The sequence below is a fragment of the uncultured Paraglaciecola sp. genome (assembly GCF_937123705.1).
Taxonomy (GTDB): Bacteria; Pseudomonadota; Gammaproteobacteria; order Enterobacterales; family Alteromonadaceae; genus Paraglaciecola.
This window is the reverse complement of the sequence record NZ_CAKZKO010000138.1, coordinates 48,418-71,096: the sequence shown is the minus strand read 5'-3', so window position 1 is coordinate 71,096 and position 22,679 is coordinate 48,418. Positions and strand designations below refer to the sequence as shown.

The 22,679-nt window shown below is 43.0% G+C and carries 21 protein-coding genes; 9 read left to right on the top strand and 12 right to left on the bottom strand.

The annotated features are described in order from the left end of the window. Window positions 1-10: 10 nt before the first annotated feature. The 4 genes from rpmA to tpx all read left to right on the top strand — a co-directional run bounded on the left by rpmA (window position 11) and on the right by tpx (window position 2,805). Complete coding sequence (gene rpmA / locus Q0688_RS17475; protein ID WP_007622901.1) at window positions 11-265, top strand: 50S ribosomal protein L27; 255 nt, start codon at window positions 11-13, stop codon at window positions 263-265. A gap of 145 nt (window positions 266-410) precedes the next feature. Then, the gene (cgtA, locus tag Q0688_RS17470; protein ID WP_299079889.1) at window positions 411-1,580 is read left to right on the top strand and encodes an Obg family GTPase CgtA; all 1,170 of its coding nucleotides are present in this window, start codon (window positions 411-413) and stop codon (window positions 1,578-1,580) included. 104 nt (window positions 1,581-1,684) lie between these two features. Continuing rightward, window positions 1,685-2,215, top strand: a complete 531-nt coding sequence (gene folA, locus Q0688_RS17465) for a type 3 dihydrofolate reductase (protein WP_299079886.1) — start codon at window positions 1,685-1,687, stop codon at window positions 2,213-2,215. Window positions 2,216-2,310: 95 nt separating this feature from the next. Next, window positions 2,311-2,805, top strand: coding sequence for a thiol peroxidase (gene tpx, locus Q0688_RS17460; protein ID WP_299079883.1), 495 nt, complete (start codon window positions 2,311-2,313; stop codon window positions 2,803-2,805). 82 nt (window positions 2,806-2,887) lie between these two features. Here tpx and rpoS read toward each other — a convergent pair whose 3' ends face one another. From rpoS to Q0688_RS17415, 9 genes are all read right to left on the bottom strand, one after another. Continuing rightward, window positions 2,888-3,871 (bottom strand): RNA polymerase sigma factor RpoS, encoded by a 984-nt coding sequence (gene rpoS / locus Q0688_RS17455; protein WP_299079880.1) that lies wholly within the window; start codon window positions 3,869-3,871, stop codon window positions 2,888-2,890. Window positions 3,872-3,937: 66 nt separating this feature from the next. Continuing rightward, window positions 3,938-4,789 (bottom strand): peptidoglycan DD-metalloendopeptidase family protein, encoded by an 852-nt coding sequence (locus Q0688_RS17450; protein ID WP_299079877.1) that lies wholly within the window; start codon window positions 4,787-4,789, stop codon window positions 3,938-3,940. Beyond that, a complete protein-coding gene (locus Q0688_RS17445) occupies window positions 4,786-5,733 on the bottom strand; it encodes a DUF368 domain-containing protein (RefSeq protein WP_299079874.1) in 948 nt (315 codons plus the stop codon). Before Q0688_RS17445 ends, Q0688_RS17450 begins: the two co-directional genes overlap by 4 nt. Continuing rightward, window positions 5,730-6,368: a protein-L-isoaspartate(D-aspartate) O-methyltransferase gene (locus Q0688_RS17440; RefSeq protein WP_299079871.1), complete on the bottom strand. Its 639-nt coding sequence runs from the start codon at window positions 6,366-6,368 to the stop codon at window positions 5,730-5,732. The genes Q0688_RS17445 and Q0688_RS17440 overlap by 4 nt, the downstream gene beginning before the upstream one ends. 47 nt (window positions 6,369-6,415) lie before the next feature. Next, complete coding sequence (gene truD / locus Q0688_RS17435) at window positions 6,416-7,465, bottom strand: tRNA pseudouridine(13) synthase TruD (protein ID WP_299079868.1); 1,050 nt, start codon at window positions 7,463-7,465, stop codon at window positions 6,416-6,418. Continuing rightward, window positions 7,465-7,956, bottom strand: a complete 492-nt coding sequence (ispF, locus tag Q0688_RS17430) for a 2-C-methyl-D-erythritol 2,4-cyclodiphosphate synthase (protein WP_299079865.1) — start codon at window positions 7,954-7,956, stop codon at window positions 7,465-7,467. The genes truD and ispF overlap by 1 nt, the downstream gene beginning before the upstream one ends. 26 nt (window positions 7,957-7,982) lie before the next feature. Beyond that, window positions 7,983-8,693 carry a 2-C-methyl-D-erythritol 4-phosphate cytidylyltransferase gene (ispD, locus tag Q0688_RS17425; RefSeq protein WP_299079862.1) on the bottom strand — a complete coding sequence of 237 codons (711 nt, stop codon included), beginning with the start codon at window positions 8,691-8,693 and terminating at the stop codon, window positions 7,983-7,985. A 5-nt stretch (window positions 8,694-8,698) separates the two neighbouring features. Then, complete coding sequence (ftsB, locus tag Q0688_RS17420; protein ID WP_299079859.1) at window positions 8,699-8,977, bottom strand: cell division protein FtsB; 279 nt, start codon at window positions 8,975-8,977, stop codon at window positions 8,699-8,701. A 109-nt stretch (window positions 8,978-9,086) separates the two neighbouring features. Then, window positions 9,087-9,641 (bottom strand): TIGR04211 family SH3 domain-containing protein, encoded by a 555-nt coding sequence (locus tag Q0688_RS17415; RefSeq protein WP_299079857.1) that lies wholly within the window; start codon window positions 9,639-9,641, stop codon window positions 9,087-9,089. Between the two features lie 362 nt (window positions 9,642-10,003). Here Q0688_RS17415 and Q0688_RS17410 point away from each other — a divergent pair, with 362 nt between their 5' ends. Continuing rightward, a complete protein-coding gene (locus Q0688_RS17410) occupies window positions 10,004-11,017 on the top strand; it encodes an inorganic triphosphatase (RefSeq protein ID WP_299079854.1) in 1,014 nt (337 codons plus the stop codon). Between the two features lie 40 nt (window positions 11,018-11,057). After that, window positions 11,058-12,488, top strand: coding sequence for an aldehyde dehydrogenase family protein (locus tag Q0688_RS17405; protein WP_299079851.1), 1,431 nt, complete (start codon window positions 11,058-11,060; stop codon window positions 12,486-12,488). Between the two features lie 39 nt (window positions 12,489-12,527). Here Q0688_RS17405 and Q0688_RS17400 read toward each other — a convergent pair whose 3' ends face one another. From Q0688_RS17400 to Q0688_RS17390, 3 genes are read right to left on the bottom strand one after another with little or no spacing between them, the layout of a single operon-like run. Further along, window positions 12,528-14,120 (bottom strand): general secretion pathway protein GspF, encoded by a 1,593-nt coding sequence (locus tag Q0688_RS17400; protein ID WP_299079849.1) that lies wholly within the window; start codon window positions 14,118-14,120, stop codon window positions 12,528-12,530. A gap of 11 nt (window positions 14,121-14,131) precedes the next feature. After that, on the bottom strand, window positions 14,132-16,618 hold the full coding sequence (locus Q0688_RS17395; protein WP_299079846.1) for a LamG domain-containing protein: 2,487 nt from the start codon (window positions 16,616-16,618) through the stop codon (window positions 14,132-14,134). A 2-nt stretch (window positions 16,619-16,620) separates the two neighbouring features. Further along, on the bottom strand, window positions 16,621-17,814 hold the full coding sequence (locus tag Q0688_RS17390; protein WP_299080442.1) for a hypothetical protein: 1,194 nt from the start codon (window positions 17,812-17,814) through the stop codon (window positions 16,621-16,623). A gap of 838 nt (window positions 17,815-18,652) precedes the next feature. Here Q0688_RS17390 and Q0688_RS17385 point away from each other — a divergent pair. Genes Q0688_RS17385 through Q0688_RS17375 form a run of 3 tightly spaced genes read left to right on the top strand, consistent with a single transcriptional unit; the run spans window position 18,653 to window position 22,676 of the window. Further along, window positions 18,653-21,274 carry a hypothetical protein gene (locus Q0688_RS17385; protein ID WP_299079843.1) on the top strand — a complete coding sequence of 874 codons (2,622 nt, stop codon included), beginning with the start codon at window positions 18,653-18,655 and terminating at the stop codon, window positions 21,272-21,274. Beyond that, window positions 21,217-22,059 carry an SH3 domain-containing protein gene (locus Q0688_RS17380; protein ID WP_299079840.1) on the top strand — a complete coding sequence of 281 codons (843 nt, stop codon included), beginning with the start codon at window positions 21,217-21,219 and terminating at the stop codon, window positions 22,057-22,059. The genes Q0688_RS17385 and Q0688_RS17380 overlap by 58 nt, the downstream gene beginning before the upstream one ends. Then, entirely contained in the window at window positions 22,029-22,676 is a 648-nt protein-coding gene (locus tag Q0688_RS17375) for an outer membrane beta-barrel domain-containing protein (protein ID WP_299079837.1), read from the top strand. Before Q0688_RS17380 ends, Q0688_RS17375 begins: the two co-directional genes overlap by 31 nt. Window positions 22,677-22,679: the final 3 nt, after the last annotated feature.

The window sequence follows — 22,679 nt, the reverse complement described above, 5'->3', positions numbered from 1 at the left end:
GTAGTTACAAATGGCACATAAAAAAGCTGGTGGTAGTACCAACAACGGCCGTGATTCAGAAAGTAAACGCCTAGGTGTTAAGCGTTACGGTGGTGAGTCTGTTTTAGCTGGTAACATTATTGTTCGTCAACGTGGTACTAAATTCCACGCGGGTAACAATATGGGTATCGGTAAAGATCATACTTTATTTGCTTTATCAGATGGTAAAGTTCAGTTTGAAGTAAAAGGTCCTAAAAATCGTAAATTTGTGAGCATCGTTGCTTAATTAGCAATTGTTCGTAGATTTTTAAAAAAGCCTCGCTTTATGCGGGGCTTTTTGTTGAAGTCATAAAAATGGTCTGCATAGTAATTATTAGTATGATCAGACTATACTGGACTCAATTGAGTCATATTCAAGGTGTTAGTAAGTCATGAAATTTGTAGATGAAGCTGATATCCGTGTTGAAGCGGGTAATGGTGGTAATGGTGTCGTCGGTTTTCGCCGCGAAAAATACGTGCCTGATGGTGGCCCAGATGGTGGTGATGGTGGCGACGGCGGAAGTGTCTATTTAGTTGCAGACGAAAACTTAAATACCTTGATTGATTATCGTTTTGAACGCTTCCATCGCGCCGAACATGGTAAAAAAGGCCAAAGTGCTAATTGTACCGGTAGAGGTGGAGTTGATTTAGAAGTTAAAGTGCCAGTGGGAACACGCGCTACCGATAGTGATACAGGCGAAGTGTTGGGTGACTTAACCAAGCACACCCAACGCATGAAAGTGGCACAGGGGGGCTATCATGGTTTAGGTAATGCCCGCTTTAAGACCAGTACCAATCGTGCCCCAAGACAAAAGACTGACGGTACACCGGGTGAAGTGAGAAACCTTAAGCTAGAGCTCATGTTGTTAGCCGATGTAGGTATGCTGGGTATGCCAAATGCTGGTAAGTCGACATTTATTCGCAGTGTGTCAGCGGCCAAGCCTAAAGTCGCCGATTACCCTTTTACCACTTTAGTGCCTAACTTAGGGGTAGTGCGTTTAGACTCTATGCGCAGTTTTGTGATTGCCGATATTCCCGGTTTGATTGAAGGTGCAGCCGAAGGTGCTGGTTTAGGTATACAGTTTTTAAAACACCTAGAGCGATGCCGAGTATTGTTACACTTAGTTGATTTAATGCCTTCAGACGGCTCGGATCCAGTGGAAAATGCTAAAGCGATTATCTCGGAACTTGAAAAATATAGCCCTAAACTTGCCGCTAAACCCCGTTGGTTAGTCTTTAATAAAGTCGATTTGATGCTCGAGGATGAAGCCAACGAATTGTGCAAAGACATTGCCGCAGCGCTAGAGTGGCAGGGTGAGTATTTCCAAATATCAGCCTTCCAGAAAATAGGTACTCAAGAATTGTGTATGAAGTCTATGGACTTTATCGAATCGTTACCAGAAGAACAGTTGCCTGAAATTAAAGATGAAGACACAGGCTTCAAATGGGATACCTACCACAAAGATACCATTGAAGATGCTTTCGAAGATGACGACTTTGATGACGATGATGATGACTTTGATGGCGACGACGACTTCGAAGTGATTTATACCAAAGAATAGTCCCCACAAATAGCTAGCACGAAGTCAGAAACGTATTTCTGGCTTCGACTAATTCTTATATACTTAATTTACCTTCTTCACCTTTCTTAAAGTACTTTCTTAAAATGATGCAAATTTCAATGATAGCCGCGATGGCTAATAGTCGCGTTATTGGTGCTGATAATGCAATGCCTTGGCATTTGCCAGCCGATCTTAAACATTTTAAAAAAGTGACCTTAGGAAAGCCCATTATTATGGGGCGTAAAACCTATGCTTCTATTGGGAAAGCCTTACCTGGTCGTCTCAATATAGTTGTCAGCTCAGATAAGACTTTTACCCTGCAAGATGCAACTGTGGTGCATAGTTGTGAACAGGCTATCGTTGTGGCGACAGAGTATTTTAGCCAGCAGGATATAGATGAATCAGAAGTGATGATTATAGGCGGTGGTACTATTTACCAGCATTTCCTAGAATTTTGCCACAGATTATATTTAACCGAAATTGAATTAGATGTGACCGGAGATACTTATTTTCCAGATTATGAGTCACAGTATATCTGGCGAGAAATAGCCTGTGAAAAACATCTGGCAGATCCCTGCAATCCTTATGGTTATCGCTTTATCACCCTTGATAAACAGACCACTAAACATGGGTGAAGCAAAGGAAACCTACCTAGTTCATATTGAAACGATTAATCTTATTCTCTTTTAGGCTACAATAAACTCTACACTCACTCCCAAGGAATAACAGAATGGCGACAGTTACATTACAAGGCAACGCATTTAATACAGTAGGTGATTTACCACAAGTAGGAGCTCAGGCACCCAATTTTACTTTAGTTGAAACGGACTTGTCTGAGACAACACTGGCAGATTACGCCGGATCTAAACTGATTTTAAATATCTTTCCTTCAGTAGATACAGGCGTGTGTGCTACTTCAATTCGCTCCTTTAACCAAAAAGCCAGCGATCTAGATAACACTAAAGTGCTATGTGTGTCGGCTGATCTACCTTTTGCTGCGGCTAGGTTTTGTGGTGCTGAAGGCATCGAAAATGTCGCAACCGGCTCTAGCTTTAGAGGCAGTTTTGGTGTTGATTACGGGGTGAGTTTTAGCGATGGTCCTTTGGCTGGTTTATTATCTCGCAGCGTAGTGGTAATCGATGAGCAAGGCAAAGTAGTACATGCTGAACAGGTTGCTGAAACAACTGATGAACCAAACTATGGGGCGGCTATCGCTGCACTATAGGATATTTTTGATTTACCCAAAACGTCCAACTTATAACTAAAAAAGCCTCAACGAGGCTTTTTTGTATTTTATCTCTTAGGCTTTAGGTAAGTTTGTTAAACAAAGCCTCTAAGTTTAAACCTTTATGGCCCAGCATATCTCTGAGTCGACGTAAGGCTTCTACCTGTATTTGACGGACTCTTTCCCGAGTCAAGCCAATCTCCGCACCTACATCTTCTAAAGTCGAAGGCTCATAACCTAATAGCCCAAAGCGTCTTGCTAATACTTCTCGTTGCTTAGGATTAAGGTCTTCTAACCATTTGATGATGTTGAGTTTAATATCTGAATCTTGTAGATCTTCTTCAGGCCCATGACCGTTGTCATCCGCAATAATATCGAGTAAAACCTTCTCGTTATCACCACCTATGGGCGTGTCTACCGAAGCAATCCTTTCGTTTAGGCGCAGCATTTTGGAGACGTCACGAACTGGTTTGTGGAGCGTTTCAGCAATTTCTTCGGCCGTAGGTTCATGATCGAGTTTTTGGGAAAGCTCTCTAGCGGCTCTTAAGTAAACATTGAGCTCTTTCACTACATGAATGGGAAGGCGAATAGTACGAGTTTGGTTCATGATTGCTCGTTCAATAGTTTGCCTTATCCACCAAGTCGCATAAGTAGAGAACCTGAAGCCGCGTTCCGGATCAAACTTCTCGACAGCACGAATAAGGCCCAAGTTTCCTTCTTCTACTAAATCGAGCAAAGCCAATCCACGATTATTGTAACGTCTGGCTATTTTTACTACCAAGCGTAAATTGCTCACAATCATGCGTTTACGTGACGCCTCATCGCCTTTTAAAGCGCGGCGTGAAAAATAGACTTCTTCTTCGGCTGATAGTAAGGGGGAAAATCCAATTTCGCCTAAATACAACTGGGTGGCGTCGAGGTTTTTGGATTTGTCTTCTTTACTGGCTAATATATCTTCTAACTGTTCTTCGGCCTTTTTTTCGGCCTTGGCAAGTTCTCGCTCTACGGCATTTTCAATATCACTGAAAGCATCAACTTCCACTACAACTGTTTTTTCTTGACCCATGATGGTATCTCCTTAACGGTAGTGACTCTTCAACTTCTCCTCAGGTACATTTATTTTTTATTGTTATTATCTGCGGGGTAAATAGCGCAAAGGATCAATGGATTTTCCCTCGTACCTTACTTCAAAATGAAGCTTCACCGTATCGGTTCCACTTTTACCCATAGTGGCAATTTTTTGGCCTGCCGAAACCCACTGCTTTTCTTTCACTAAGATGCTGTCATTATGAGCATAGGCGGTTAGATAAGCGTCGGAGTGCTTAATAATGACTAGTTTTCCAAATCCACGTAATGCATCGCCCGTGTATACAACTTTTCCATCGGCCGATGCCAAAATTGGCATTCCAAGTTTTCCTGAAAAATCTAAGCCTTTGTTGCCTTGTTCTTTGACTGAAAAACCCCGTGAAACGGTTGCTTTTGTAGGCCAATGCCAACGTTTAACTCGATCAGGAAATTGACCGGTAGCAGACTCAATTGAGTCTTTGTTTAATTTTCGTTCACTTTTACCATACGCCTGCTTTTTAGAAGGGTCAACAGCTTGATTTATAATTGTTTTCGAAGTCTGACCAGTGGCTTTATGCAACTTTGGTCGTATTGACTTAGGGGGATTATTTAGGGTGAGAACTTGGCCGGGTTGTATTTGATATGGAGCAGCTATCTTATTGATGCGGGCTATATCTCGATAGTCTTTTCCGGAATACCAAGCAATAGAGTATAAGGTATCGCCGGCTTTAACTTGGTATGTCGTTGCTGAATAGGCTTGTTGTTCAAAATCTCTAAATGTTTTACCTTGATAGAGTTCAGTGACAGGGGCAGGTTGATTGCGGTTTGAACAACTAAGGGTTAAGACTCCGCAAGCAAAAATAGTTGAATAAGCAAGATGCTTAGGAAACCAGAGAAATTTTTGAAGCCGTATTTTCATTCATTGTCCGCTGGTTTTTGCCCTAGCCTTTCTAACGCAATCACCATACCCATTCCTAGTAACATTAAGGCAATAGCAAAGCCTAGATAGGCGGGTTGACTGTGTAGCGTTTCAAAGGTGTGAGGTAAAATGTTGTGCTGAACTATTGGTATTTCTTTTCCATGGCGATCAATGACAGTTTCTATTGTTTGTTTCCAAGGCCAGACTTTGTTTAATGACCCCAGCATAAAACCCCCTAACAAGGCTAAAGTCATGGTTTTGAAGTGATTAAACATCCAACTTAATACATGAGAAAAGCTTAATAGGCCTGCTACGCAACCACTTGCAAAGACACACAAAGTGACAAGCTGTAATTCCTTTACTGCAGTTAGCATAGGGGCGTACAAGCCTAATATCAGTAAAATAAAGCTACCAGAGATACCGGGTAAAATCATCGCGCAGATAGCAATCATGCCTGACAAAAACACCACCAAAGGGGATGTTTCAATAGTTGTTGGGCTGATAGTTGTAATGAGAAAAGCACTCACTGCGCCGCCTAAAAAAGTTGCAATTATGCCCATACTCCACTTTTCAACATGGCGTAAAACAGACCAAACAGCCGCCAATATGAGTCCGAAAAAGAACGACCATAATAAAATGGGGTGCTTGTCTAGCAGAAATAACACGACTCTTGTGAGCGTTAAAATGCTAAGGATAATGCCAGTAAATAAAGCCAACAAAAAACTACCGTTGATATGTTGCCATGCGGCTTTTAAACCATCCTGAAACAGCATGCGTAAGGCACTGATACTGCATTGTTTCAGAGAAAATATCAGCTCCTCATATATGCCTGTCATAAATGCGATAGTACCACCAGAAACTCCCGGTACAGCGTCTGCGGCACCCATTAGTATGCCTCTAGCTGTGATACCTAGATAACCACTTTTTGTTCTTGCTGGTTTCAAATAATGTCTCCCGCTACTAAAGGCACAAATCTAACCGCTTCAACAACAGTCGATTCAAATTCTGTATCTCGCCTGATTACACAGTGTAATTGCTGATTTTCTTCACCAACCGGAATGATTAAACGACCACCGTCATTCAGTTGCTGGTATAACTGTTTCGGCATTTCGCTGGCGGCAGCAGTGACTATGATTGCATCATAGGGGCCTTTGCTAGACCAGCCTTGCCAGCCGTCGCCGTGTTTCATTTTTACGTTATGCAAGTCCAACTGATTCATGCGTCGTTTGGCTTGAAATTGCAAAGATTTAATTCTCTCGACTGAATACACATTCTTGAACAATTGCGCCAATACAGCTGTTTGATAGCCAGAACCTGTGCCTATCTCCAACACTTTTTGTACCTGATTGTCGGATGCCAATAACAATTCCGTCATTCGAGCAACAATATAGGGCTGAGAGATGGTTTGTCCCTGACCAATAGGTAAGGCGGTATTTTGATAGGCCTTATGTTTTAAAGCATCGGGTAAGAATAACTCCCTCGGAATTCTGGCAATAGCGTTCAGTACTTTAGTGTTACTGATCCCTTCTTTATGCAAAAGTTGCGAAAGGTTTTCTCCTTTGCGTGATGTTGCTCTCATGTCATGCCTATTTTTATTATTGTGTGTAACGTCATTTAAGTCAGGGTTCAAGACTCGGAATGGCTGTCATCTTGTAAATCCAGTAGCTCTCGTAAAACCGAGGTAGCAAAAGTGCCAGTCGGAAGTGAAAAACTAAGGTTCAGTACATTCTGTTGCAAACTCCACTTAAGATCTTTTGGAAACAGGTTAGTGGCTCTTCTTTCTTGCTTCAAACCTAATTCTTCTAAGGTTTTGGTAACGGCTGGGTGCAGTTGAGCCAGACCTTGTTCGAACTGTAATGCCTCAGATTGACTGGCTAGTTGACCACAGCCCCACAACGGTGCCGTTAGGTATATGTCTTGCTGTTGAATACGTGAAAGCGTTGCTTCATCAAGCTGTTCGGCACAGAAAAAGCTATGGCTGCCAGCTAGTTGCATAACATCACCTGGCAAGGCTTTGTTCAAACAGCCATTTTTCAGTCGGCTATGTAACATTTCATTGAAAAGCCACGAACGCAGTGCGGAGATTGCCATAGAGCGCTTATTACGGTTACGGATGGTCTCGCCATTTATCATTTTTTCGGCTAATACTAAATTGCCACCACGGGGATCATGTAGTGTACTGCCAAAGCGTTGAGGGCCGTAATAATTGGGTACACCCTGTTGTTTAATTTGTTGTAATCGTGCATCAATACCAGTGGTTGATGTGAGTTGCCTAAGGGTAATGTTGAATTGATTGCCTTTTAATACGCCCGTTCTTAGTTTTTTATTATGCCTTATGGATTTAAGTATCTCAGCACCTGGTTGGTTGAATTGAGTCCAGTCAAATTCACCTTTGCCAGGCAGATGGACACTAAACCACTGTTCGGTTTGTGCATGTTTATCCTTACGGCCAGCGTAAGTCACGGCTCTTAAAGGTAATTGAGTAAATTTGGCAATTTGCTCAGCCAAGTAAGCTGTATTCAATCCTTTTTTTCTAACCCAAAGGTAGATATGTTCACCCTCACCAATAGGATTATAGCCAAGCTGTTCAGTCACTTGAAAGTCTTCAACTTTGCTTTTAAATTGCCCTGAAATAGTTAACTTAGGGTACAGGTATAACCAATGGTTTAGTTGCATTAGCTACCCTGTACAGATGTTTGTATTAGCACAACAGCATGGGCAGCAATGCCCTCTTTTCGACCTGCAAACCCTAACTTTTCTGTGGTGGTGGCCTTTACGTTGATTTGGCTTATATCACTTTGCAGGTCTTTGGCGATATTCTGCCTCATTAACTCAATATGAGGTGCCATTTTTGGAGTTTGCGCCACTATAGTTAAATCAACATTGCCTAGTTGGTATTGTTTATCCACTATCAGTTTATATACATGGCGCAGTAACTCGCGGCTATCTATTCCGGCAAATTTAGCGTCAGTATCTGGAAAATGTTTGCCAATATCCCCTAGTGCCAAGGCACCCAAAAGGGCATCGCATAGTGCATGTAATACTACGTCGCCATCAGAATGGGCTATCAAACCTTTGTTATGTTCGATTTTGACGCCGGCAATAACGATTGGGCCAATGCCACCAAATTTGTGAACGTCATAACCATGACCTATACGGATGCTCATTTTTGGGTTAAATCTCCATTCGCCATTTAGTTAGTTTTTTGATTCAAGTAAAACTCTGCCAACATTAGATCTTCTGGCTCGGTGATTTTTATATTTGCAGGAGACGATTTTATTAATGCAATTTTTTCTCCTAACAACTCCATTGCAGATGCTTCATCCGTGATAGTAACTTGTTGCGCATTAGCTAAATCTAATGCCTTTTTTAGTAATTCCAGTTTAAAAAACTGAGGCGTTAAAGCGTGCCACAAATTCTCTCTAGATTCGGTTTGTTTAACGAACATATGGTTGTCGGCGGTAATATTGACCGCACGTTTCATTGTATCTCGAACGGGAGTGGCCAGTAAGCCGCCACAAATATTATGATTAACCAGTTGCAGCAAGGCAGTTAAATCTGTTGCCTTAAAACAAGGTCGGGCTGCATCATGTACCAACACCCATGCTTCATTACTCGGCAAATAATTGAGTCCTGCTAACACTGAATCGCTACGCTCTTGTCCACCAATTACAGTGTCAACACGGGGATCACTAGCAACGGGCAAATGCGCAAATAAGGTGTCACTTGGGTTAAGTGCCACAATCACGCGTTTTATTTGGTTGTGTGCCAGTAAATTGTTTAGGGTGTGCTCAATAACTGTTTTACCAGCAATGTGTAAATATTGTTTAGGATTATCTGCTTTCATGCGCTTACCAACGCCAGCAGCTGGGACGACCACAGAATATTGAGCAGATAAAGGCATAGAGTTTATTCTTGAGAGGGTAAAATGCGATAAAAGGTTTCGCCTTGCTTAATAAGACCCAGCTCATTTCTGGCACGTTCTTCAGCAGCATCTAAGCCAATTTTCAAATCATGAATATCTGCTTTCAATAAATTGTTGCGCTGCCTTAGATTGGCATTGTGGGTAACTTGCAGTGCAACTTCATTTTTTAAAATCATAAAATCAGGTATGCTATTTTTTCCAAACCACAAACGATATTGAAGCAAACCAAATAGTGTGAATAAAATTGTCATCACCCATTTCATCAATTTTGCCTCACGTTTATCGCTTTTATTCTATTATGCAGAGGTTTTGAGACAAGCGCCAGCGGTATCAAAAAGCGGGGGGCACCCTCAGTTTGAAATTCCTAGAAAGCTACATCCAATTATCATTTCTACGTTTTTTCTTCGGTAAATAAGTCAGAATAATCCCTAGAAGCAAGCTAATAATGGCCACAATACCACCTCGAATAAACCATTGCATTTGCGCAGTTTGATCATAACTTGCCAAGGTTTGAGATTTTTCTAGATTTTCCTTTTCAGCGGACCTTAGCTTTTTCTGCAAATTGGTATTTTGTGAAGTCAGGTCGGCTATTTGCTGATTCAACAAGTCAATATTTTGCTGTTGTTGCAGCATGGTTTTTTTGTTCTCGTCAACTTGCTGTTGTAACCCTGGTACGAGTTCCCTAACACTTCTACTGACACTGATAAATTCTGCATCAACCCAGCCAGTGCGTTGTTTCTCATCAATAATTTCGACGAACTTATTTTCAGCATCTTCTTGCAACAAAGTAACCCGTGTCCCCGCAACCACAGATCCTAGTATTCTGAAATTTCGGCCAGGACCTGCGTGAAGATAGGTAAATAAATCATCAGAAATATAGCGAACTTCACCATCACTATCATTCGGTTCTTGAGCTAATGATTGCACACTGAAAACACTGCTTGCGAGGCATAAAAAAAGTAAAACGACTTGCTTGGGGATAATCAAAAAACTTACTCCTAAAAAGTGACCGTAAATGGTATTGCTTGGGTCAAAGAAAGGCAAGGAACTATTTGTTTTTAAGCCAATCAAATTATCCCTAATAATTGAATATAAGCGCGTTGTTTAGACAACAAATCAAATTGCTCGACTTAAAAGCCTTAGGGGCCCAGTCAATAGATAATTGTGAATCCGCATGAGTGGCACAATTAAGACGTTTTTTTGCGACAGTTCTGTGTTGAAGAGTGGAATTTGAAAGGCTAAGGTATGGCGAATTATTCAAAAATTAATATTTCTTATTAAAAGGTTTTATGGAATACGAAATCGAACTTAAATTACTTACCAATGAGCAAGCTGGCGAGCTAATTAATACTAAGTTGCTGCCACAAATAAATGCGAAAGTAACACAAGAATTATTAGTATTAACTAATCATTATTTTGATACGCCAGATAGAGTATTAAGAAAACACGATATTGGTTTAAGAATTCGCGGCAACGACCAAAAGTTTGAACAGACCTTAAAAACGGCTGGAAAGTCAATTGGCGGATTACATCAGCGTCCTGAATATAATGTTCAGCTCAATGAAATAAACAAACAAACTATTGTCGTACCGGAGCTTAAGTTGTTTCCAGTGTCAGCTTGGCCTAATAACCTAGATGTTGACTTGCTACAAACCAAAATAGAAACACTATTTACGACCCATTTCACTCGTCAGGTGTTTTTGTTTGAACTGGCGAATCACGACACAGTTGAGCTGGTTTGGGATCATGGAGAGATAATTGCAAATAACAGACGCACGCCTATTTGCGAAGTTGAGTTAGAGCTTAAAAAAGGTAAGGTCGCGTCACTTTTTGACCTCGCTAGGCAAATAGTAAAAATATTGCCCACGACTATCGGAAAAGACAGTAAAGCTGCTCGTGGATATCATTTGCTTGATGAAACGCCTTTTAAGGAACCCATTTCATATCAGGCTGTAATGCCTAACAATAGTCAATTATCCTCGAATATATTAGTGTCGATGTTAGACAAAGCGCTGCAGGATTACCAAATCTATTCAATGGCAATTAAGAACCAATATTTACCAAATGTGGCTCATGATGTTTTGCTCATTATTACAGATTTAAGTGAAATAGTGGCTAAGTTACACCGTATTTATAACGAACATTTGTTGGGGATTAGCTATAGCAGTCTGTTAGATTTTGCCCATGAATATTCGCAACTTGAAAAGTATAATGATAGAAAAGCGCTGTGTGATTTATTAGCTCACCCGAAAATAACAGAGTGGCAATTGAATTTAGTGCAGTACCTAGCCGAGCAAGTTTGACCTTGTTTAACATCAACCCAAGTCATATTCAGGAACCTATATGTTAGCAAATGCTTATCCTTACTATCTGGCCAATGAGGCCGTATTTGCCAATCAAAACTTGGCTGTTACCAACAAATATACCAACGAAGCGGCCACTTATGTAGCATTAGCCGACGCTAAGGTTATTGATCAGGCAATAGCAGCAGCACAAGCCAGCCAACCTAAACTAAACAAAATGGCACCTTATGAACGTCAGAGTATTCTTAATCATTGTGTAAAGCGTTTTGAGGAAAGATTTGAAGAGCTCGCCTATGCATTATGTATAGAAGCTGGCAAACCTATTAAAGATTCTCGCGGCGAGGTAACACGTTTAATTGATACCTTTAGAATTGCAGCAGAAGAATCTGTACGCATCCATGGTGAAGTACTAAATCTTGAAGTTACCCCGCGTGCAAAAGGTTATACCGGCATGTATAAACGTGTGCCAATTGGCCCTTGCTCCTTTATTTCGCCATTTAATTTTCCTCTTAATTTAGCCGCACATAAGATAGCGCCCGCTATCGCTACTGGCTGTGCATTTGTTCTTAAACCTGCCAGTCGAACACCTCTTGGTGCGCTGATTATCGGAGAGATCCTTGCCGAAACCGAGCTACCTAAAGGATCCTTTTCAATCTTACCCTGTAGCCGAGAGGGTGCGGATTTATTTACCACAGATGAACGATTTAAATTGCTTAGCTTTACTGGCTCACCTCAAGTAGGTTGGGCGCTTAAAGCCAAGGCCGGTAAAAAGCCGGTGATTCTAGAACTAGGTGGTAATGCGGCCTGCGTGGTAGATGCAGATACAGATTTAGATGATGCAGTTGAGCGCATTGTATTTGGTGCTTATTATCAATCAGGCCAGAGTTGCATTAGCGTACAAAGAGTCATAGTGCATGAGTCAATCTACACAGAGTTTAAACAGCGATACACCGATAAAGTGGCGAATTTAGTCCATGGTGACCCTTTGCTTGAAGACACTTTTATCGGTCCGATGATTTCTGAGTCTGAAGCCTCGAGGCTGGACGATTGGATACAACAAGCAGTAGCCGCTGGTGCCAGTTTATTATGTGGTGGTAAGCGTACCGGGAATATGTTGCAAGCCACTTTGCTTGAAAATGTTCCTAATGATGCGGCCATTAATGCCGAGGAAGCCTTTGGGCCAGTTTCTATTATTAGCGCATTCAGTGATTTTGACCAAGCCCTAGAAGAAGTCAACAACAGCCAATTTGGTCTACAAGCTGGCATATTCACCCGTGATATTTATAAAGCTCAACAAGCATGGGACCAGTTAGATGTGGGTGGGGTAATAATTGGTGACGTGCCTAGTTGGCGAGTAGATAACATGCCCTACGGAGGTGTTAAAGAATCGGGCTTAGGCCGTGAAGGCCTAACCTTTGCGATGGAAGATATGACCGAAATTAGATTGATGGTGCTACGTACCCCGAGTTAGGATCAAATTATCCACCCCATGCATATATTTTGAATGGGGTTAAGCCATCACCCCATTCACTATAGGTTCAAAGGCCGTTAGTCTGTCCATCAGAGCTGCATTGCCTAACCCGTTTTGAGGAAATAAGCTGGCAAAATTGCCTTGTTCGCCGTGTAGTGCCATGTAATTTAAAATCACGGTTTCTACTAACAAATTGACATTATTGGCGGCGGGCGTGGCCGCGGTTTCAACCGAAGCATCCCTGCGCATATAGCCAATTTGTTGATGCTGTGCTTGTGCATCAGGATTCGCACCAATTAATTGTGGTGTACCACCTGGGTTGTACACTAAAAAGAATGAAGCTGCGGTAGATGAGTTATCGCCTGTCCATACGCCTTTTCCGCGCCCATCCATTGAATCGTCTATCATACCGTTACTGGCCACCGAGCCGTCACTGCACACATACATCATCAAAGGTACGCCCACTCTTGCTGCATATTCAAGGCAAGCCCCCATACAACGTCCAGCTCGCAAATCTCGCACTTCGCCTGTGGACCTGTCGCCAGTATGATAGTCAAAGCCACCCATAGTGATAGTGCCAGCACCGGCAAATCCGTTGATCACCAGTTTCATGGTGGAAGCGGTTTTTCTAAATTCACGATCAGCGTCGAATTCTGCTTGCGTAAATATGCCATTTTCGCCCACTATGTTGCTATCAAGCTGTGGATTTAAGGATGACGGATCGCCAAACCTGTCAGCGATATCGGCACTTTTTACGTATCCACAGTTAACCAGATCTTTTAACACATCATCGCTGGTAATTTGGGTATTCACCTTGCCTAACTTCATGGCGCTGATTCGTTGGATAGATTCCATTACCGCCACTGCATCTTGTTGGCTGAGTAATCCCACCAAATCACCGGTATCCACTAGGCCGGTTACGTCAGATGGCCGGTCAATCTTAGTGGGGCGTTTGGACGCATCTAACATCGCGGCCGGTGCCATTGAGTTGCCCCCCGATTCTGAGTTACGGGAGCCAATTAACGTCAATAACGAACCATCCGAACCGGATTTATTAATGCCATACATAGGGTTGTGTGGATTGTTGCCCGTATCGTTTTCGGAGCGGGCAGGGATCACTGCACCATTCACATTGGCGCGGTTAGTAACATTTAACTTGTCTTGAATACCTCGCAAAAAGGCGCTGTCAGAATGAAACGCTAAACCAAGCTCGGTATTGATAAAATCACTTAAACCCGTATCTGGATTGGCGATTGAGGGCACAGTATCCCCAGGTAAGCCAAGCTTGCTGTAGCCGGCTGTGCTCAGAAAATCTAATTGACCACCGCGGCCACCCACCAATACATTGGAGCCTGAAATATTCGCGCCACCTGCTAAATCAAACACAATAAAAGGAATTTTTCCCGCCCCTTGGGTGGCAATACCGCAGTTACTTTTAAGGGCTTCTAAATCAGATGATAAGGTTGCGTGGGCAGAGCCAGGGTTGGCAAATAAGCTGAGCACAGAGCCGCTCATTGCGGTGCCCATTCCAGCCATAAAACCCTGAGCGATAAAATCGCGGCGCGTAACCGGCTTAGCATGGCAAGCATGGTAAAGGGGGGCATCTACGCCTATGGTGTGTTTATTTTTCATCATTCTTACCTTTATTGCATTGTGATGGCAGCGCTGCCTAAAGCACCAGCACACGCGGCCTTGACCACGGTTTTGGTATAATTAGCGTCACATACTTTGCCGCCACTACAATCCGTTAAGCGGGTGATTAAATTGTCTAGTTCTGCCGTTACGTCGGTGTTATTGGGTTGGTCATTTAAGCCGACACCTAAAATTTTGCTGGTGAGAGGCGTTAACACTAAGTCTCTGTTTGGGCCGCTAAAAGCCGAACTCGCACTTTGATTGAAGTTAAAACCAGAAAAATAGCTGTTTCTCAGGTTTTGGGTTTCAACCAGTTGATCACAATATTTAATAGCCATTTGGGTTACCGCCATTTGATTGGATGCTAAAAAACTATCCATATTGGTAACGGAGGGCAGTTGTTGTTTGAGTTTTTCAAATGTCTGTTTGATGGCAGTGTTATTCATAGGTACGCCGGTAACTGTGGACATACTGGCGTTAATTTCGGCAAAATTACGCATCCCAATTTCGGCTTGCGCTTTGACATCAACGCTGGCTGCTGGCGCAGCAGGATCGGCTTCAATTACAACATTGCTTTGATCGGCCAGTACCTCAAAGGTTAAGAAAAATTCATCCAATTCAGCCCCTTTCTCCACAGGAATGATGGTGCCTAAATCTGACAATGGTTGCCCTTGGCCAGATACATAGTTTGCTTGACTAATAGCGATATCGAGGTTTTGGTAAACTTGCCCAACATTTGCTTCACGGCCATTAATGCCAAGGCGCATTCCTTGTAGTGGAATATTGGCAATAGTGGCGTTGTTATCTAAGGAAATAAAGAAGGGTTTGGTAAACAAGTAGCTGTAACTATCGAATTGACTGCCTTCTAACACCACATAGCTTTGCGAAATATCAGTGATATCGCTAACGTCAAACAATAAGAAAAACTTCTGACCTATGCCCGCATCAAAGTTTTGTGCCACTTGGGTCGCACTCAACACCCGGTTGTGGATAGCGGTCATCCTGATTGTGCCAGCCCAAGGAATATCACCTGACACTTCATTACCTAACACCAAAGCATAGGTGTCGTTCCAATCTGCAAAGTTACCTGCTTGGGTGTTATCGCCATCGCCGGTAAACTCACCATTCACAAATATTTGCCTGCCATTCACCGGATCATAGTTAACCACAACATGTTGTAAACTAGCTTGTAATACTTCTGCTGCATCGGCAGTTGATAAGGCAGGTTGACCATTAAGGTCGGTTTGATCGGTGCGTAATAAAAAGTCATAGTTATATAAGGTTTGCCCTAAGGTAAAGTTGCGGGTGTCGGCGCCACCGGAGTAGCTTACTATTCTTGCCGGGCCTTCTTGGGTCACATTGGCTGGAACCACCCAAGCTTCAATCGCAAATTCACCGGTTTCGGTGATTAAATTATGTAATTTTTTACTGCTAGTGGTAGAGCCCTGTGCTTTACCATTGGTTAACTGAATCCCCCAACCGCCTACCCAGTTGACGTCGCCGTTAAGTGTGAGGTTAATCGCGGGCTCTACGCCACTGGTATCAAATACAGTGGTACCCGAACCGGTTTTAAATTCCCATTTGGCTATCAGGCTGTTTTCAAAGCGGCCACCTCCTGTCGCTAGCGTGCCATCAAAAAGAGATAGGGCTTTACTATTAACTAAGCGAGGATCTAACTCTGTCACATCAATGTCATCGGCCATTTCTTGAATAGCAGCACGTAGACTATTGGCATTGCTGTTGCAATCACTCCAACAATTATGAAATTCATCGCGAATTCTGCCCACAAAACGCGAACTAGCAGGATTGTCTAGATTGATTCTGGCCTTAGATGCTTGATAGGCTTCGTCAATATCATTTGAGGCAAAATATGGCGAAATAGGAATGGTGGCAGAGTTGGTGTGACAATTTGCACAATAAGTTTCTAACAAGGGATACAGGCCGTTGGCAAAAATTTGAGTGTCAGCGGGAAAATTTTTATTGGCGCCTGGGGTTTTGACTAGTGGTGCCTCTAATTGAATGTCCTCAACGGCTGCTTCTGTGGCGGCCCATTTAGTGATCCAAGTCGTCATAATATCACCACAAGCGGCATCACTGGTTAACCAGCAGTTGTGTCCTCCAGTTACTTTTGATACTAAAGTCGAGTCTTCAGGTGAAGCTAAATCCACTAATTGCACTGCTGCATCGTAAGCTAAGTTAATATCATCATTGCGGGCGAAAGACGGCGTTTGGTTGTCTTGTATGTGACAGGCACCACAACGTTCTACAGAGCTGATATTGTCCCACAGCTCTAACTTAAATTGGGTCACATCTGTTGTAGCAGCAACAGGGCCAGAATATGTAACAGGGGTATTACCCCCAGGTGCTGGTGCAGGTGTTTGCGTGACTTCAACCGAATTACCACCGCAGGCAGTTAGCACTGTAATCATCAACATTAAAATCAGTGTTTTCAGTGTTTGGTTTAGGTTAACGCTAGGCAAAGAGGTGCTATAGCTCATTTTTATTCCCCTTTACAATAGTCAGCCGAATCGGCAAACACTTGTTTGATGTTATAACCCGTGCTGGTAAATGTGTTGGTCATATGGGTGATTTGGGTTCTATCTGCGGCATTTTGAGGCGAGCGTAGGCAGATGTTTTCAAATACTTTCGTGACTTGGCATGTGGCAAATTGTTGGCTATTGGCGAGCTCTTGTCCCATAGATTTAGCACCGCTGCCAGTCGCGGGTAATGATTCATCCCAGCCGAGGTTTTTATTTAAACCTTGGCGCCAATAATTGCTCCAATTATCGTTATTGGTGCTAAAACCATAGGGAAAGTTATTGCTATTGATTTGATATTTTTTCTGTACTCGCGAACCCGTAGCGGCATCTATGTCACCCGCTTGATTGTATTGCAAGGAGCCTTGTTCGCCGTCAGGATCGCCATTTAGATTATATTCGTAATTATAGTAAGCGAAGGCTTGTGCCAGTGGATCCATTCCTGAGTGACAGCCCACGCAAGAATTATTAAATATGCGGCTATCGCCACCTGGGCTACGACTCACATCTTGACGCACCCGATCTGGACTACGACTGGTATCTTTTAAACCCTCTAAATCAGTACATAAGTGATTAATTAGAGTAAATCGAAACATGGCGCGATTGGTACCATCCTTAAAATAGGACTTAGCAGCAGCCCGTGTGGTCATCACACCAGCGGTAGCGTCGGCCGGAATAGCGGTTAACGCTGATTGAGTGGTGGCTTGTAGCACCTCTTTTAGATTGGCGCTCTGGTCTTCTAAGGCTTGGTAGTGGGCATTGCTATTGATGGAGTAAGCTGGCACAGCTGCACTTGCATTGGCGATATAGAGCAGATCGCCACTGAGTATTTGTCTAAAATCGATGTCGTCCCGGACTATGCCGATAACAGTAGCGGTATAATCATTTAATGGCGCAAATACATCTGAGTCCTCGTTAGTCCAAGGGGTGATCCAGTTTTTTAAGGTCACCGAATAAAACGCCGGATTACTCATTGCCAAATCTGCTGCTTCACGGGCTTTACCATCAGTCATTAGGTTTTCCATTTGCTCAAGCACAATAGAACTAGGCGGCACCCCTGCCAAGCGGTCATGGATTCGCTTAGCTTGTTCTCTGGTACCTGAATATGCGGAAGGAATGGTGAATAATGTGGCAGCAATAAAGGCCCAACAGAGAATGTTTTTACTTCCGCCAATTTGCTTCGCTAAATATTTCAAATTGGAGCTCCTCTAGTTGCCAAAAAAATAGTGTCTGGCTTAGTATGGGTTTTAGTCAACAAAAGTGTTTATAACAACATTACTGATTCAAGTTAGGTTTGAATATTTATACCTAAAAATCATATTTGGGGTAAAAAAGCGCACACTACAACAAAAAGTGCTCTTGAATTGTGTGAGAGAGTTTTTCCGTCAGTTTTTAGGTGTCAGCACAAATTACGCCACTTGTATCAATGCTTTGAATTGCGTGGCGTTTAGGAAGAGTGAAGCAAATTTAACTAACCGTAAATAGCTCAAAGTGTTGCTAATCTCCGACTTATTTATGGAGTAGAGCGACATTGACTAGCTCAAAAAGCCTGAGGAAAATGAGCATTATCTATATTAATCAATAGCTAAGATGGTTTGTGCTAGCGCCTTTGTGATGTCTTTAAAATCATACAGCCTCTAGGTGGCGGAACTTTTCCTGAATTAATTAAAATAAAGGCTAGACTCAAATAGCATTATTTCCGTACTGTATAGGATTAGGTATTTAATAACATTCCTAATAATAAAAGCATAAATTGTTCATCAAAGCCGTTAATGCAAGTATCTACCGTCTATTTAAAGGTAAAAGGTAGCAGCTAATAGACAGTTTTTGATTTTAGCGTTTGCTGATAGCCTACTTACCCTAAAAATTTGTTTTTAACCTGAGTGAAGCGCCTTGATGTATTGGTCATTATTAACATCTCCCCATTTTAGCCAAATAAGAGTCAGCATATTGTTGCTAGGGCTTGCTCTTGTTGGCTGTGGAGGTGACCAAATTTTGTCAACTGAGCAAGAACCCGACCCTGTGGTGGTTGATGTGCCAATAGCTTATATCAAACGTCCAGCACCAATAGACCAAGACTTAGTTTTATTATCCCAAGACTTGCGGGCCCCTAATGACTTTTTCCCAGGCGCGCAGTTATTCGTAAAACCTAGGGCTTCAGTTAGCGCCGTTGCCCAAAATATTAGTGATCGCGCGTTTTATTCTGAGGAACAAATTTTAGCCGCCACTGAAGATTTACCATTGGCAGGTTACGATGTAAAAGATTTAACGGTTTCCTATGATGGCCAGCGATTATTATTTGCGATGCGTGCCCCAGAAATTGAAGATGCCAATGATGACGAGCAGCCTAGCTGGAATATTTGGGAATATGATCTAGAGGCTGATAATTTAAACCGTATTATTGGTTCAGATCTAGACGCCGAAGTTGGCCAAGATACCTCACCAACTTATCTACCTGATGGGCGCATTGTGTTTAGTTCCACTCGGCAGCAAGCCAATCAAGCACTGTTGCTCGACGAAGGTAAGCCACAATACCAAGGCTTAGATGAAAGTCGCCGTCAAATTGCCTCGGTACTGCATGTGATGGGTGCAGATGGCCGTGATATACAACAAATATCCTTTAACCAAAGTCACGACCTTGATCCTATGGTGCTCAGTTCAGGAAAAATCCTGTTTAGTCGCTGGGATAATATGGGTAACAACAACAGCATCAACATTTATCAAATAAATGCAGACGGTAGCGGCTTAGAAATCGTTTACGGGCGGCACAGCCATAATAGTGAATTCAGTAATAATGCCATGCAGTTCACTGAACTGGCAGAGCAGCCTAACGGCCTGTTAATGGCGGCCTTAAGGTCTTTTGATAGTAATAGCTGGGGGGGACAATATGTCAATATTGATATCGCTAATTATATTGACAATACCATGCCAATTGCATCGCAGATAGGGCTTAGTGGACCGGCACAGCAGCCGGCCTTGTTCGACAGTGTTTTAATCGATGGCAGTATTTCACCCGGCGGGGTATTTTTGGCTGCATACCCTCTTTGGGATGGTAGCCAAAGAGTGTTGTTTAGTTGGAGTCAATGCCGCATATATGATTTTGAACAGGTTGTTACAGAGGGTGATGTGCGCACCATTTTACCCTGCGATGAAGCAAGTCTCGCCAATCCATTGACGGAGCCAGCACCTTTACTCTTTGGGTTATGGATGTATGACCCAATCGAAAATACACAATTGGTGATCAATGCGCCTGAAGAAGGACAATTCTATACGGATGTAGTGGCCATGCAGCCCCGTGCTTATCCAGCTGATACACAACAAGCTGATGAGTTTGAGCAAGATTTAGCCAATAAAGGGTTGGGCCGAGTGCACATTAAAAGTGTCTATGACTTTTCTGGCATTGATGCCACTGAGCAAGGTATAGCAGTCATGGCTAACCCGACTCAAACTCCTGTTGATGAAAGGCCCGCGCGATTTTTGCGGATAGTGAAAGCTGTGTCCATTCCATCTGAAGAAGTGCGTGATTTCGACAGCTCCGCCTATGGCCGCAGTCGCAACCAATTAATGCGTGAAATCATTGGATATGTACCTATTCAGCCTGATGGTTCGGTGTTGTTTGACGCCCCTGCTAATGTGCCTTTGGCATTTAGTGTACTGGATGTAAACGGTCGACGAGTTGGAGCAAGGCATCAAAATTGGTTGCAGTTGGCTGCCGGTGAAGTGCGTACCTGTAATGGCTGCCATAATCAAAATAATGAAGCCCCTCATGGCCGGGCTGATGCCGAAGCTGACAGTATTAACTTAGGCGCAACTGCGACCGGGAGTCCGTTTCCCAGTGCTAATCCAGCCTTATTTGCCGATCTTGGCGATACCATGGCGCAAACTTCCGGCAGAATTAACGGTGTAAACTATCCAACAGCCGATATCTTGTTTACCGATATATGGACAAACCCATCTATTCAAAACCCAGCGCCAGACTTAGGTTATCGCTATGCTAATTTACAAACGCCTTTACCCACTACTGCCAGTTGCGCCTTGAATTGGAGCAGTTTGTGCCGTATTCAAATTCATTTTCCCGAGCATATTCAGCCTATTTTTGAGCTAGACAGAAAAGTGTTTGCTGCAAACGGCGAGACCTTGTTACAAGACCGCAGTTGTTTAAGTTGCCATATCCCAGAAGGAGCAGACGGCCTCACTCAAATTCCTGCGGCTCAGTTAGATTTACGCGCCACTGCATCTACCGATGATCCTGATTTTTTGACCAGTTACCAAGAGTTGATGTTTGGCGACAATGAACAAGAACTACTTGAAGGGGCCTTAGTCGACCGTTTAATAATAGTCACCGATGAAAACGGCGACATTGTGTTTGAAGTGGATGAGGACGGGGAGCTAATTTTAGATGCAGAAGACAACCCCATTGCCGTTACTCGAACAGTAGGTGTGGCCAATAGTATGGCAACCAATGGCGCAGCTTCGAGTAATAGATTTTTTACGCCATTTAATCCGGGAGGCAGTCATGCAGGATGGCTCACTCCAAGTGAGTTAAAGTTAATATCTGAATGGCTAGATATTGGTGGTCAATATTACAACAATCCCTTTGTGGCTCCCTTAAACTGATGTTATTGATCCTAAAGTCGTTCATTTTCTATTTAAAAAGTGCACTCAAGTTTGGATTTGGGATAAGCCTAGCGTTATCAATAGTCATGTCTTACGCATTGGCCGATGACAATGTGCAGGTACAAGTTAAAGAGCCTTATATTGAGCTACATTCGGGCCCAGCTGGCGGTTTTCCTGTTATTTATGTAGCGGCAAGAAATGAATGGATCACGGTTTTAAAAAGGCGTACTAACTGGTTTAAAGTTGCCACCCATAAAGGTGTGCAAGGTTGGGTAAAACAACAGGCGTTGCATTTAACCCAAAGCAGTTCAGGACAGCCGGTAAAGTTGTTTGATGGTTCCTTCGAGTCCTTTTCCAAGCGAAAAGTAGAGTTTGGCGCTTTAGGTGGGTCATTTGAGGGTGTGGCCTCTATGACAGTATTTGCCGATTGGATCGCAACCGAAAACTTAACGGCTGGCGTAAGCGTGACGCAAGCCCTAGGTGACTTATCTGAGAATCAGTTTTTTTTAGTGCGCCTGCAACACAGCACTTTTCCAGAATGGCGCTTATCGCCTTATGTCACATTAAGTGCAGGGCAAATTCGTACTAAACCTAGAGCAAATTTAGTACAAAGTGGAGATGAAACCCGAACCAGTGATTTATTGGCTGCGGGTGTCGGTCTGCGTTATTACATGGCGCAAAATTTTATGTTGAAGCTTGAATATCAACATCTTCAAGCATTAACCAACAGAGACGAAAATGAGGACTTAGAACAATGGCAATTGGGATTCGCAGTTTTTTTCTAGCACTGCTTTGCACCGCGATAAGTTGTTCTTTGGCGGCACAACAAAACTCGCAACAGAAAAGTGAGCAAAGTGTAATTGAGCCTGGGGTTGAACGCCGCGATATTAATGAAGCGAATATCGACACTGAAAATTTTGAGTTTGGCCTGCTAGTGGGGGTGATAAGTGTTGAAGATTTTTCATCGAGCATGGTAGTGGGGGCGCGAGCGGCCTATCACGTAAATGAAAATTTTTTTGTTGAAGCCACATATGGTCAAGCCGAAGCAGGTGAAACCAGTTTTGAGGTACTCAGTGGTGGCGCACCATTTTTAACCGAAGCAGAGCGAGACTATCGCTATTATAACCTGTCATTAGGTTACAACCTCAACGGCGAAACCTTTTACACCGACCGTTGGGTTTTTAACTCGGCCACGTATTTCACCTTGGGTGCGGGCAGTACGGAATTTGGTGGAGATGAAAGGTTTACGCTAACTATTGGCGCGGGTTATCGATTGTTACTGACAGACTATTTTGCGTTGCATGTAAATTTGAAAGATCACTTGTTTAACTCTGAGTTGATTGGTGAAGAAAAAACCACACACAACATTGAATATGGCCTAGGGGCCACTTTCTTTTTTTAAGTT

Excerpts from the sequence above, each read along its gene's own strand:
- rpmA (WP_007622901.1), top strand. The coding sequence starts at position 11 with ATGGCACATAAAAAAGCTGGTGGTAGTACCAACAACGGCCGTGATTCA.
- cgtA (WP_299079889.1), top strand. The coding sequence starts at position 411 with ATGAAATTTGTAGATGAAGCTGATATCCGTGTTGAAGCGGGTAATGGT.
- folA (WP_299079886.1), top strand. The coding sequence starts at position 1,685 with ATGATGCAAATTTCAATGATAGCCGCGATGGCTAATAGTCGCGTTATT.
- tpx (WP_299079883.1), top strand. The coding sequence starts at position 2,311 with ATGGCGACAGTTACATTACAAGGCAACGCATTTAATACAGTAGGTGAT.
- rpoS (WP_299079880.1), bottom strand. The coding sequence starts at position 3,871 with ATGGGTCAAGAAAAAACAGTTGTAGTGGAAGTTGATGCTTTCAGTGAT.
- Q0688_RS17450 (WP_299079877.1), bottom strand. The coding sequence starts at position 4,789 with ATGAAAATACGGCTTCAAAAATTTCTCTGGTTTCCTAAGCATCTTGCT.
- Q0688_RS17440 (WP_299079871.1), bottom strand. The coding sequence starts at position 6,368 with ATGAGAGCAACATCACGCAAAGGAGAAAACCTTTCGCAACTTTTGCAT.
- truD (WP_299079868.1), bottom strand. The coding sequence starts at position 7,465 with ATGCAACTAAACCATTGGTTATACCTGTACCCTAAGTTAACTATTTCA.
- ispF (WP_299079865.1), bottom strand. The coding sequence starts at position 7,956 with ATGAGCATCCGTATAGGTCATGGTTATGACGTTCACAAATTTGGTGGC.
- ispD (WP_299079862.1), bottom strand. The coding sequence starts at position 8,693 with ATGCCTTTATCTGCTCAATATTCTGTGGTCGTCCCAGCTGCTGGCGTT.
- ftsB (WP_299079859.1), bottom strand. The coding sequence starts at position 8,977 with ATGAAATGGGTGATGACAATTTTATTCACACTATTTGGTTTGCTTCAA.
- Q0688_RS17410 (WP_299079854.1), top strand. The coding sequence starts at position 10,004 with ATGGAATACGAAATCGAACTTAAATTACTTACCAATGAGCAAGCTGGC.
- Q0688_RS17405 (WP_299079851.1), top strand. The coding sequence starts at position 11,058 with ATGTTAGCAAATGCTTATCCTTACTATCTGGCCAATGAGGCCGTATTT.
- Q0688_RS17400 (WP_299079849.1), bottom strand. The coding sequence starts at position 14,120 with ATGAAAAATAAACACACCATAGGCGTAGATGCCCCCCTTTACCATGCT.
- Q0688_RS17395 (WP_299079846.1), bottom strand. The coding sequence starts at position 16,618 with ATGAGCTATAGCACCTCTTTGCCTAGCGTTAACCTAAACCAAACACTG.
- Q0688_RS17380 (WP_299079840.1), top strand. The coding sequence starts at position 21,217 with ATGGCTAGATATTGGTGGTCAATATTACAACAATCCCTTTGTGGCTCC.
- Q0688_RS17375 (WP_299079837.1), top strand. The coding sequence starts at position 22,029 with ATGGCAATTGGGATTCGCAGTTTTTTTCTAGCACTGCTTTGCACCGCG.